11 protein-coding genes and 1 pseudogene are annotated in these 12334 nt (G+C 65.5%); 4 read left to right on the forward strand and 8 right to left on the reverse strand.

Features of this window, described 5'->3' with window-relative positions:
* Window positions 1–384, forward strand: a pseudogene (locus VK533_RS16570) (AcrB/AcrD/AcrF family protein); the annotation flags it as partial.
* Between the two features lie 50 nt (window positions 385–434).
* On the opposite strand, the gene VK533_RS16575 reads toward VK533_RS16570, so the two are convergent.
* Window positions 435–1301 (reverse strand): metallophosphoesterase, encoded by an 867-nt coding sequence (locus VK533_RS16575; protein WP_324379749.1) that lies wholly within the window; start codon window positions 1299–1301, stop codon window positions 435–437.
* A gap of 195 nt (window positions 1302–1496) precedes the next feature.
* On the opposite strand from VK533_RS16575, the gene VK533_RS16580 reads away from it, so the two are divergent.
* From VK533_RS16580 to VK533_RS16590, 3 genes are all read left to right on the forward strand, one after another.
* Complete coding sequence (locus VK533_RS16580; RefSeq protein ID WP_324379751.1) at window positions 1497–2033, forward strand: RNA polymerase sigma factor; 537 nt, start codon at window positions 1497–1499, stop codon at window positions 2031–2033.
* The gene (locus VK533_RS16585; protein WP_324379753.1) at window positions 2030–2902 is read left to right on the forward strand and encodes a FecR family protein; all 873 of its coding nucleotides are present in this window, start codon (window positions 2030–2032) and stop codon (window positions 2900–2902) included. The genes VK533_RS16580 and VK533_RS16585 overlap by 4 nt, the downstream gene beginning before the upstream one ends.
* Before the next feature lie 118 nt (window positions 2903–3020).
* A complete protein-coding gene (locus VK533_RS16590) occupies window positions 3021–6008 on the forward strand; it encodes a TonB-dependent receptor (RefSeq protein WP_324379755.1) in 2988 nt (995 codons plus the stop codon).
* 140 nt (window positions 6009–6148) lie between these two features.
* Here VK533_RS16590 and VK533_RS16595 read toward each other — a convergent pair whose 3' ends face one another.
* The 7 genes from VK533_RS16595 to argB all read right to left on the reverse strand — a co-directional run.
* The gene (locus tag VK533_RS16595) at window positions 6149–7981 is read right to left on the reverse strand and encodes a HAMP domain-containing methyl-accepting chemotaxis protein (protein ID WP_324379757.1); all 1833 of its coding nucleotides are present in this window, start codon (window positions 7979–7981) and stop codon (window positions 6149–6151) included.
* Between the two features lie 158 nt (window positions 7982–8139).
* Window positions 8140–8955, reverse strand: a complete 816-nt coding sequence (locus VK533_RS16600; RefSeq protein ID WP_324379759.1) for a DUF2189 domain-containing protein — start codon at window positions 8953–8955, stop codon at window positions 8140–8142.
* A 127-nt stretch (window positions 8956–9082) separates the two neighbouring features.
* Window positions 9083–9718 carry a MarC family protein gene (locus VK533_RS16605; protein ID WP_324379767.1) on the reverse strand — a complete coding sequence of 212 codons (636 nt, stop codon included), beginning with the start codon at window positions 9716–9718 and terminating at the stop codon, window positions 9083–9085.
* Between the two features lie 2 nt (window positions 9719–9720).
* Window positions 9721–10302 (reverse strand): hypothetical protein, encoded by a 582-nt coding sequence (locus VK533_RS16610; protein WP_324379761.1) that lies wholly within the window; start codon window positions 10300–10302, stop codon window positions 9721–9723.
* Window positions 10299–11189, reverse strand: coding sequence for a bifunctional methylenetetrahydrofolate dehydrogenase/methenyltetrahydrofolate cyclohydrolase FolD (folD, locus tag VK533_RS16615; RefSeq protein ID WP_324379763.1), 891 nt, complete (start codon window positions 11187–11189; stop codon window positions 10299–10301). Before folD ends, VK533_RS16610 begins: the two co-directional genes overlap by 4 nt.
* Before the next feature lie 4 nt (window positions 11190–11193).
* Window positions 11194–11493, reverse strand: coding sequence for a YggT family protein (locus VK533_RS16620; RefSeq protein WP_324379764.1), 300 nt, complete (start codon window positions 11491–11493; stop codon window positions 11194–11196).
* Between the two features lie 39 nt (window positions 11494–11532).
* On the reverse strand, window positions 11533–12334 hold an 802-nt coding region (gene argB, locus VK533_RS16625), incomplete at its 5' end, for an acetylglutamate kinase (protein ID WP_324379766.1).

Here is a 12334-nt window from a genome sequence, read left to right on the forward strand (position 1 = left end):
AAGTGCCCGACCCTGCCCGCGTTGCGGCCGATCGCGGCCTTGCCGCAGGCCACGATCCTGACCTTCATCGATCTTGGGCCGCGCCTGATCTCGGTGACGCATCATGATGCGGTCGCGGGTCCCTATCACCGCGCCGGCGACGCGATCCTGGACGTGCAGCACAGTTTCCGCGCCACCGATCCCGAGGTCGCGCATGACGTGATGCGACGGCATGGCGCGAGCCTGCTTTTGATCTGCCCCGGCTTGTCCGAATCGACCGTCTATGCGAGCGAGGCGCCCAAGGGCTTCTACGTCCAGCTCATGCACAAGCAGGTGCCGAACTGGCTCGCGCCGGTGCAGCTGCCCGACGGGTCGCCGTTCAAATTGTGGCGGCGGTTGAACTGAGACGAGGGCCGGTCGCGCCCGCCAAATGTACAGCTCTCACCACCGAACGCTCAGCGCAGCTTCAATACCAGGCTCGGCTGCCGCCCGACCCCCCGCACCACGACGCGGCCGGGAAAGAAATCGAGATAGGCATAAGCCGTCTGCTCGGTGTCGAGCATCGCCTTGAGGTTCACATAATGGATGCCGTCGCGCAGGCCGTAATTGCCTTCGTGATTATGCCCGTCGAGCCAGATTTTGGCGCTCGGATGCCGCTCCAGCAAAGCGATCACGTCGGCGGCATTCCACAGATTGTGCGGGTTTTCCGGAAAGAGTGGAAAATGGCTAAACAGCATCGCCTTCAGCCCCGTCTTGTCGGCCTCGGCCAGCCGGGCCTCGATCCAGCGCATCTGCGCCTCGTCGATGCCGCCGTCCCATAGAGGTTTGTCGGCATAGAGCCGGTCGTGCAGCGCCATACTGTGCGCCAGTTCGGGGCTGCCCGCGGGCCAGCCGTAGGAACTGAGGTCGTTGCCGTCGGTGACGATGAACATCCAGCCGCGCTCGACGAAGCTGTAATAGCGCGCCGGCATGCCGAGCCGCGCGGGCACCTTGGCCTTGGCCGCGTCGTCGACCGCGAAATCATGGTTGCCCAGCACGAAATGCCATGGCGCGCGCGACGCCGCCGCGATCGGCAGCAGCGTGTCGAAGCTCGCCATATCCTTGTCGATGAAGTCGCCGAGATGGACCACGAAAGCGAGATCGTGGCGGTTGAAATCGGCGACCGCGTCGCGGAACTTGCCCGGCGCGGTATGGTAGAGGCGCGGCGGCGTGTCCGGCTCGTCGGCGAACTGACAGTCGGCGATCGCGCCGATGCTGAATGTAGGAGGGTCGGCGGCCACGGGCGCGGCAACCAGGCCGGCCAGCGCCAACAGCATCGACATGAAGGGGCGCATTGTCTGTCTCCGGAACGAATCGCGCGGCGCCTTCCCACGGTGCGGCCCCGCTGACCAGCCCGACTGTCACAGGACCTTCATGCAGCCCGCTTAGTCCTGACAAAAATAGCGACTCAGGGAGCGACGGGTGGCCGGCAACGGAACGCTGCAATATGCGGCGGCGCCGATCGTGGCGTCGTCGCGATGACCGAATTGATACCGATCACCGAACGTCGGCGGCTGGCCGACGAGGATGCGGATCTGCGCCATGCGCTCCAGCGCTTCATCGAAGGTCGCCTGCGCGACCGGACCGAAAGCGAGGATCTGGTGCAGGAGACCTATCTGCGGCTGTACGATTATCGCCGGACGCGATCGGTCGCCGATGTCGGCGCCTTCTGCTTCGCGATCGCGCGCAACCTGATCCAGGATCATCTGCGGCGGCTGCGCGTGCGGCCGGTCGGCACCGAACTGGCCGAGGACATCGTCTGTCCCGCGCCGCGCGCGGACGAGATTCTCGCCTATCGCGAGCGGGTCGATCTGCTCACCCGCGCGCTGCGGGCAATGCCCGCGCTGCGGCGCGAAGTGTTCATCCGCCGCCGCCTGGAAGAGCAGCCGGTGGCGACGATCGCCGCGGACATGGGGCTGGGCGTCAGCGCGGTCGAGAAGCATGTCGTGCGCGCGCTCGTCGATCTGCGCGCCGCGCTCGACCGGCGCGGCCTCGGCTTGGGAGAAGGCGCATGAGCCGCCTCCGTCCGACCGCCGGTGCGCCCATTGATCGGCGCGATCCGTTGCTCGATGACCCGGCGCTGACGGAGGCGCTGTCCGCCTGCGCCGGAGCCGGCCGCCTGTCCGACGAGGATGTGCGTGCGATGCGCGCCAATCGCCGCCGCGCGATCGCCTCCGCCACTTCGCTCGCTCTGGTTGCGATGATCGGCGTGGGCCTGTGGCAGACACAGCGCCCGTCCGCGCAGCCGCCTTTGGTCGCGCGCTACGAAACGCAGCGCGGGCAGCAGCGCGCGGTCCGGTTGGCCGACGGCTCCGAATTGCGCCTGAGCGGGGCGACGCGTGTCGTGGTGACTTTCGCGGGCGACCGGCGCGACGTGCAGCTCGATCGGGGCGAGGCCTATTTCGATATCGTCCACGATGCCGCGCGTCCCTTTACCGTCCACGCCGGCGCGTCGGGCGCGCGCGTGCTTGGCACCGCGTTCGACCTCGATCTGCGGCGCGGCCAGGTCGAGCTTGCCGTCTATCGCGGCGCGGTGCGGTTCGGGCGTGATGGCACGAAGGAGGAGGGTATCGTGGTCAAGGCAGGCTGGCGTTCGCATTTCGACGGTTTCGCGGCGACGGCACCGCGCCGCTTCGATGTCGCGCAGCAGGATTGGCGCCAGGGCTGGCTCGATACCGAGGATATGCGGCTGGGCGATCTGGTCGATGCGCTCAACCGGCAGGGTGGGCCGTTGGTGCAGACGCCCCCGCCGGCCCTGGCCGACATGCCGGTCGCGGGCCGTTTCCGGCTCGACGATCCGGCGCAATTGCTCGACGCGATCGGTGCCGCCTACGGCTTCACCGTCAAGCACGAAGGCGATCAGCTGCGCCTCGTCCAGGGCTGAATCATGTCACGGAACTGACTTAAAAGTGACTGAGAAATATAACAAAATTCTTTTGTCCTGATCCCACGCCCGGCCCGTCTTCCGTCTGGGGCCCGCAATCGCGGCCAAGCGGAGGGACATGATGAAAAAGCTGGTTGGACCATCCTTGTTGAGCCTCGCCTTCGCGCTTGCCGCGGGCGCTGTGCCGGCAAAGGCGCAAGCGCAGGCGGCCGCGTTCGACGCGCGGGCGAATTTCGCGATCGCCCCGGGCGATCTGCGGGCCGGCCTGTCCGAATATTCGCGCACCACCGGCGTGCAGGTGGTGGTTCCCCCCGCCGCAGCCGAGGGCAAGCGCACGGGCGGCGTTTCCGGCCAGCACAGCGCGCGCCAGGCGCTCGCGATCCTGCTGCGCGGCACCGATCTCAAGGCTTCGATCACGGGCGGGGTGGTGGTCCTCAAGCCGGGCCCTACGGAGCGCCGCGCGCCCATTGAGGCCGCGGCGCCGATCGCGGCCGTTGCAGGCGGGACCGAACTCGCGGCCGGCGACGACGCGAACAAGCCTGATATCGTCGTCTCCGGCTATCGCGCCAGCCTGCGTCTCGCCGAGGATTACAAGCGCCGCGCGGTCGGATCCGAGGACGATATCCTCGCCTCCGACATCGCCGCCTTTCCCGACCTCAACCTGGCGGAATCGCTCCAGCGCGTGCCGGGCGTGACGATCAACCGCGACACGGGCGAAGGGCGCCAGATCACCTTGCGTGGCCTCGGCCCCGATTTCACGCGCGTCCAGTTGAACGGCATGGAAGTGCTCGGCAACACCGCCTCGGGCATGGACAATCGCGGCGCCGTGTCGCGTTCGCGCTCGTTCGATTTCAGCCTGTTCGCGTCCGAATTGTTCAACCGGGTCGCGGTCCAGAAATCCTATTCGGCCAACCAGGACGAAGGCGGCATCGCCGGCACGGTCGACCTCTATACCGCCAAGCCGTTCGACTATCCGGGCGCCAAGATCGTGGTGTCGGGCAAGGGCCAGACCAACAGCAACGCCTCGGGCGTGACTCCGCGCGCGGTGGCCCTGCTGTCGGATCGCTGGGGCGATTTCGGCGCTCTCGTTTCGGTCGCCTACAGCCAGATTCGCAACAACGAATTCGGCTACCGCAACTGGGGCTGGGGCGTGGTCAAGTACAACCCCGCCAATATCGGCCCCAATATCGACGCAGCGACGCGCGCGAAATTGCTCGCGGGCGTCCAGGCGCCGCAGGCGGAATCGCCCTCGACCTGGTATACCGATCGCAAGCGGCTCGGCCTCACCTCGTCCTTCCAGTACCATCCGGGTACCGCGTTCAAGCTGGACCTCGACCTCCTCTACGGGCGGCTGTGGGATCATCGCGACGATTACGCGATCGCGTCGGCCGGCACCAACGCGCTGACCGGCTCCCCGATCGGGGGTGCGCAGATCGTCCAGACCGCGGTGATCGACGACACCAACACGTTGCGCGCGGCAAGCTACACCGGCATCGACCAGCGCTCCGAACATCACGTCGTCGAAAACCACACCGATTTCTATCAGGGCGTCGCCAACGCCAGCTGGCAGGTGAGCGATCAGCTCAAGATCAGCGCGCTCGGCGGCTATGAGGAATCCGACTTCCGCCAGCCGGTGTTCGACAAGGTGTTCATGGAGGCCAAGAACATGGCCTTCAGCTTCGACGACCGGCCGACCCAGCCGTTCAACACCTACGGCATCGATCTGACCAACCCCAATAACTGGGCGCTGCAGCGGCTCGATACGCAGGAAAACGCGATCACCAACAAGTACACCAACGGCAAGCTGGATGCGGCCTACAAGCTCAGCGGCACGTCGACCTTCTCGGTCGGCGGCAGCTACAAGCACTTCATCAACAGCGGCTATCAGTACAACAACAAGGTGTTCCACAACGTCCCCGCGGACGTCGCCATCCCCAACGACCTCAAACAGCTGGTCGGCCAGGACACGCTGACCCAATATATCGTCGGCAATATCGACGGCGTATATTCTTTCATCGGCGATCCCCGGAACCTGTCCGCCGCCAACCTGCAGGCGGGCAGCGACTATAAGGTCGATGAGGAAACGTGGGGCGGCTACGCGCAATATGACCTCGACACTTATATCGGCGACATCAGGCTGCGCGCGAATGCGGGTGTCCGTTATTATTCGACCGATCTGACCTCATCGGGCCATCTCGCCACCAGCGCCGGCCTGCAGCCGGTGGTGATCACCACCAACAGCAAGGGCTGGCTGCCCGCCGCCAATGTCGCGCTCGACGTGGCCAAGGACGTGGTGCTGCGCCTGAGCGCCAACCGCGACGTCAATCGGCCGGCGCTGGGCGACCTCGCCGCCGCGGGCTCGATCACGACGCGGCCCAACGGCGGCAGCGTCAGCTTCGGCAACCCGTTCCTCAAGCCCTACAAGGCGACGTCGGTCGAAGGGTCGGTCGAATATTATATGGACCGCACCGGCTTCGCCTCGGTCGGCTTCTTCTACAAGCATATGGATAGCTTCACGACGCCGACCACCAAGCAGCTGCCCTATGGCCAGACCGGTCTGCCTTTATCGCTGCTGATCCAGGGCGAGGATGCCAACACGATCTTCGACGTGAGCCAGCCGATCAACGGGCCGGGCGCCAATATCAAGGGCGTCGAAGCCGCGTTTCAGCATGACTTCACTTTCCTGCCGGGCGTGCTCAAGCATCTCGGCATCGTCGCCAACGGCACCTGGTTCGACGGCCACCAGAAGGCGGTGATCAACGGCGCGACCGTGACCATCCCGCTCTTCAACCTGTCCAAATGGGCGGCCAACGCCACGCTCTATTACGACACGGCTTTATGGGGTGCGCGCGTCTCGACCGCCTATCGCAGCCGCTATCTCACCAGCGCGGGCGGCGGCGGCAATGTCGGCGACGGCATCCACGGCACCAACAACATCGATTTCCAGGCGCACTACAACATCACCCCGCGCCTGAAACTGGTGGTGGAAGGGATCAACGTCACCAACGAAGCGATCCGCCAGTTCGCGGACCTCAATGCCAACCGCACCGAGGTCTACACCACCAGCGGGCGCACCTTCACCTTCGGCTTCACCGCCGAATTCTAGAGCCTGATCGTCATTGGTGGAAGCGCTATGCGCTTCCGCTGATGGCGTGAACCAGGCTCCATTCAAGGTCCAGGACCCACGAGACGCGGCTGTCGGGTTTTCCCCTCCCGGCAGCCGCACCGGCCAGCCGCCAAGGCCGTTCAGGCCCCCTGTCTGATCGCAACGTCGGCCAAGCTATCCCGCTCGCCGAGCTGGAAGCGGCCGATCGCGCGGGTCTGGACCTGCGCCTGCTCGGCAAGCAAGCTGCTGGCATGGCTGGTCTGTTCGACCTGGGCGGCCGCCTCCTGCGTCTCCCGATATACCTGACCGACGGATCCGTTGACCCCGGCCAGCGAAGCCGATTGCGCCTGTGCGGACAAGGCGATCGCGGCGATCACCTCGTCGATCTTTGCCACATTGTGCGCGATATCGCGCAGCGTGGAACCGGTATCGAGCACGAGGGTGACGCCCCGGCTGACCTGGGCGGTCGAATCGGCGACCGAGATTCGAATATCACGCGACGCCTCGCTTGAGCGCAGGGCGAGTGCGCGCACCTCGTTTGCGACGACCACGAATCCCCGGCCTGATTCGCCTGCACGTGCGGCCTCGACGGTCGCATTGAGCGCCAGCAGGTTGGTTTGGGAAGCGATGTCGTCGATCAGCGCCACCATCCGCGTGATCTCCGCCGCGGACTTCTCGACCTCGCGAATCGCGGCAATGGTACGATCGGCGAGGGCTTCGCCGTCGCTGGTGCCCGACCGAACGCTGGCGACCGCGGTCCGAGCGGCTTCGGCGCGGTCGGCCGTGTCGGCGACCGCGGCAGTGACGTCGTCGAGCGCGGCTGCTGCGTAACGCAAGTTTGACGACTGAACTTCGGTTTGCCCCGCCAGCGTATCGGTCGCGCGGTTGATTTGCTCTGCGCCGGCCGCGATCTGACAGGCGCCTGTCGCCACGGCCTGTAACGCGCGTTCCAGTCCTTCGACCGCCCCGTTGAAATCCTCTTTCAGGATCTCGTAGTGGGGCGCCACCGGCGCAGTGATACGCGTGTGCAGATTACCGGCAGCGATCGATTCAAGAGCCTCGGCCAGCAACTCGACCACTGTCTTCTGGTCGCGCCCGGCAGCCTCGAACGCTGCCTCCACCTCGGCAAGCCGCCTTGCGGTGACCTTCTGCGTGTCCACAGCCTCCTGCTGGAGCCGATTGCGCTCGCGCAGGCCGCGCCTGAAAACGCCGAGCGCGCGTGCGATGACGCCGATCTCATCGGCGCGGTCGCTATGGGCGATTTCGCCTTCGAGGTCGTTTTCCGCCATCGCGCTCATGGCGGCGCGCATCTGGTCCAGCGGCCCGGTGATCTGGCCGCGCACGAGCACGACCGCCAATTGCCCGATCACAAGCGTGCCAAGCAGGGCTACAGAGAGCACGATCCACACTGTTCGCGCCGAAGATGCCTCGACCTGTGCCACGCCGGCAGCGATGTCGCCTTGCATGCGCCGCACCAGCTGGTCGAGCAGGATGTCGCTGTGCATGAAGGCGCTGGATCCGAGGTGGTCCGCGATCGGAGCTGCCGCCTGGGTCTGGCCGGTCCCGACCAGCGCGAAAATCCGCTGGTCGTCGGCGCGGATGTGAGCCAGGTCGCGTCGGATCTGGTGAAACATGCGGAGGTTGGGGCCGGTCAATTCGTGCTCGATCGGCGCGATGCTCGCATCGATCTCCGCATTCTCGGACTTGAACTTGCTTTGAAGAGCATCAAAACGCTCGGCGTTCTGCGCGACGATGACGGCGTAATTGATCTGGTCCAGCCGTGTGAAGTTTTCCTGGAGGCTCTTGAGCCGATCCAGATTGGCAGCCTGGTCGAGGACAAGGTTATGCGTCTGTCGCGATGTCAGGTGGAGCTTGATCGCGGTGAAGGCGGTCAGCCCGGCGCAAAGAAAGCCGAACATGCCGAACGCCAGCAGGATCTTTCTCAATATGGTCAGATTTCGCAGATCAAACACGCCACGCGCCCCTACTCGACTTGATGCGCCTAACCGGCGCGCCTTAAGGAGCCGCTGATACCGGTGTAGGTAACATTACGGAGGAGAAGGGGCGGGTTATCCGATTGAACTGAAGCTCGCCGCGGACGACGACGCCGAGCTTCAACCCGCCTATTTCCTCAGCGGGGAACGATCCGCGTGTAGAGGTGCCACGTCGCGTAGCCGAGTAGCGGCAACACCACGGCGAGACCGACGAACGCCGGGATCGAGCCGAGCACGAGCAGCGCCCCGACGATCACGCCCCAGCCGAGCAGGACCCGCCAGTTGGCGGCGAATGCGCGCAGCGAAACCCCCAGTGCGGTGGGGACATCGATCTTCCGATCAACCAACATCGGGAATGTCACGACGCTCATCGCGAGGACTAGGATCGCGAAACAGGCGCCGGCAAGGTTGCCGAGCAGGATCAGCGTCCAGCCGTCCCTGGTCGTGAACAGGCGCGATACGAAATCCTGCAGGGTGACGGTCGCGCCGTGGTTGACCGACCACATATAGTAAGTGCCGGTGCCGAACGTGGCGGTGTAGAGCAGCCAGGCCACACTCAGCCACGCGACGAAGACGACGGCCAGCAACAATGTCGCGATCGCGATCGACGCGCCATGGCGGTCGAAGGCGTCGAGGAAGTGGCTCCAATCGGATTGCTCGCCGCGCTCCCGGCGCCGGGCCAGCTCGTAAAAGCCGACCGCCACCGCCGGACCGAGCAGTGAGAGTCCGGCGCAGATCGGGAAGGCGAGCGGGACCAGTTGGTCGTTGAGCGCGAGCGCGGCGACGAGCAGGCCGATCAGCGGATAGATGAAGCCCACGACGAGGATGTCGCCGCGCTTCTCCTTGAAATCCGCCCATCCGTCGGCGAGCGCCGCGCGCAGATCGGATGCGTGAATGTGCCGCACGACGATCGGCGTTTCCGCACCGATCGGCATAGTCTGCGTGATCGCCATCATCTCTCTCCCGGCGTTAAGACACACCGGTGAAGCACGACTCCCGCTTCACCGGGGCCAATATTGCTTGAGATGATTTTACGCTTACTCGGCGGCGAGCAAAAGCGCCGAATGCGGTCGGATCGGGCTAGCTGAAGCTCGCCTTGACCCCGTCGATCACATATTGCGCGGCAAGCGCGGCGAGCAGCACGCCGAGGATGCGCGTGATCACCGCTTCCAGTTTGTCGCCGAGCACGCGCATGATCGGGCCGGCCGCAAGCAGCGATATGAGCGTGGTGAGCAGCACCGCCGCCAGCGCGGCGAGCACCACCATCAGATGCAGCCCATGGTTGCGCGCGGTGACGAGCATCACCGTCGCGATCGATCCTGGACCCGCGATCATCGGGATACCCATCGGGAAGACCGAAATGTCCTCGGGCTCTTCACGATGCTCTTCCGCGCGGGTTCGGGTGATCTCCTCGACCCGGCCTTCGCGGCGTTCGGTGCGCTTCTCGAACACCATTTCGATCGCGATCAGGAACACCATGATGCCCCCCGCGATGCGGAAGGCGTCGAGACTGATACCGAGCGTGGTCAGCAGGGGCTCGCCGACCAAAGCGAACAGGATCAGGATGATGGTCGCGATCCCGGTCGATCGCAGCGCCATTGAGCGCCGATAGGCGCCGCTGCCGCCGCGGGTCAGGCCGGCGAAGATCGGCGCGCAGCCGGGCGGGTCGATCACGACGAAGAAGGTCACGAACGCCGAAAGGAACAGGGAAACCAGCATCATTCGATCTCCAGGTTCTCGGTCTTCCAGCCTTTGCCGGCGCTATAGGTCAGTGTCAGGACGAAATGGCGGTCGTCCAGTGACCCAATCTTCCAGCGCAGGGTCTTATCACGCGACGCACCGTCCGCCTGCATGTGCTGGGAGCGCAAACGCGGAGGCAGGCTTCGCCCGCAGGTCGCTCGGACAGCATCTACCCTACCATTCTCGGGCGCGGACACGATGTCGGAACTGCCCGCGTCGAAAATCCAGCGCCAGCCCGCAGGGCTGTGCCGCCAGATTGTGAGATAACGGCCGGCCGAGAGATTATCTCGGCGTCGCGTCGGGCCGGTCGAAAAAGCGAGGCTGCCATCGCAGGATGTGATGGTGTGCGTGGGCTGCCACATCATCGCGGCCGGCGGGTCCTTCCGGCCCTTGAGGAAGCGCGCGGCGGGTTGCGGTCCGTCGAGCAGCATTTGCGCGTCGGGTGCGGCAAAGGCGCGAAAGGCGGTCCATTGGCCCTTGGCCTGCGCCATCGACGCAAAGGCACGCTCGGTTTGCTCGACAGGGGGCACGACGGCTGCGGCGAGCAGAAGTGCGATCAAATCGCGTCCTTGGCGAGCGGCACGCCTTCATTGCGATGCGCGGCGACCAGCGTATTGCGCAGCAGGACCGCGATCGTCATCGGCCCAACCCCGCCGGGAACGGGCGTGATCGCGCCCGCGACCTGCGACACCTCGTCGAAGGCAACGTCGCCGACCAGCTTGGTCTTGCGCTCGCCCGCGTCGATCCGGTTGATGCCGACATCGATCACCGCCGCGCCGGGCTTGATCCAGTCCGCCTTGATCATTTCCGGCCGCCCGACCGCCGCGATGACGATGTCGGCGCGGCGGACCACGGCGGGCAGGTCCTTCGTCTTCGAATGCGCGATCGTGACGGTGCAGCTCTCGCCGAGCAGCAATTGCGCCATCGGCTTGCCGACGATGTTGGAGCGGCCGATCACGACGGCGTCCTTGCCGGAAAGATCGCCGAGCCGGTCCTTGAGCAGCATCAGGCAGCCGAGCGGCGTGCACGGCACGAAGCCGTGCAGCCCCGTCGCGAGCCGCCCGGCATTGACCGGGTGGAAGCCGTCGACATCCTTGTTGGGGTCGATCGTCGCGATCACCGCATTCTCGTTGATCTGCCGGGGCAGAGGCAATTGGACGAGGATGCCGTCGACGGTGGCGTCGGCATTAAGCTTGCGTACCAGATTGAGCAGATCGTCCTCGCTGGTGTCGGCCGGCAGGATGATCGTGTCGCTCTTCATGCCGGCGGCCTCGGTCGCCTTGCCCTTGGACCGCACATAGACGCTGCTCGCCGGATCCTCGCCGACCAGCACCACGGTCAGGCCTGGTTGACGGCCGGCTGTCGCCACGAAGTCGGGAACGAGATCGGCGACGCGGCCGCGCAGGCCTTCGGCAAAGGCCTTGCCGTCAATAATCGCCGCGCTCACCGCGTCAGATGCCGCCAGAGTGGAGCGCGATCGCCGGGATCACGATCCCGCGCAGGATCTGGATGATCAGCAGCACGACCAGAGGCGAGAAATCGAGCGCGCCGAAATCGGGCATGATCCGCCGGATCGGCCGATAGAGCGGCTCGGTCAGGCGGCCCAGCGCGTACAGAACCTGCCGCACGAAGTCGCTGTGCGTGTTGATCACGTTGAACGCGACCAGCCATGAAATGACCGCCTGCACGATGATGATCCACAGCAGGATCCACAGCAGATAGTCGGCGATCTGGAGAATGGTGATGAGCATGGAACCGTCCTAGCCGAGTGGGGCACCTAGCGCCAGTGTTCAGCCCTGCCGCACCAGCGTGCCGGCGCCCTGGCGCGTGAAGATTTCGATCAGCATCGCGTGCGGCACGCGTCCGTCGAGGATGACGGCGGCGTCGACCCCGCCCTCGACCGCATCGATGCAGGTCTGGAGCTTGGGGATCATGCCGCCATGGATCGTGCCGTCGGCCTTGAGCGCGGCGATCGCTGCGGGCGTCAGGTCGCTCAGCAATCTCTTGTCCTTGTCGAGCACGCCGGGAACGTCGGTCAGCAGGAACAGCCGCTCGGCACCGGTCGCGATCGCGATCGCGCCCGCCATCGTGTCGGCGTTGATATTGTAGGTCTGGCCGTCCGCGCCGACGCCGATCGGCGCGACCACCGGGATCATGCCCGCCTTGGAGATGGTGTCGAGGATGCGCGTGTCGACATCGTCGGGCTCGCCGACGAAGCCCAGGTCATGCTCGCTCTTGATCTTGGTCGCGGTGACGAGCCGGCCGTCCTTGCCCGAAATGCCGACCGCGCGCCCGCCCTCGGCCGCGATCCACGACACGATCTCCTTGTTGATCGACCCGGACAGGACCATTTCGGCGACCTTCATCGTCGCGGCGTCGGTGACGCGCAGGCCGTTCACGAACGTGCTCTTGAGGCCAACGCGCTCCAGCATCTTGTTGATCTGCGGGCCGCCGCCATGGACCACGATGGGGTTCATGCCGACCTGCTTCATCAACACGACGTCGCGCGCCACCAGGTCGCCGAGCTTGGGATCGGTCATGGCATGGCCGCCGTACTTCACGACGAAGGTCGCGTCGTTGTGGCGCCGCATG

This window comes from Sphingomonas sp., from assembly GCF_035317925.1.
Lineage (GTDB): Bacteria > Pseudomonadota > Alphaproteobacteria > Sphingomonadales > Sphingomonadaceae > Sphingomonas_I.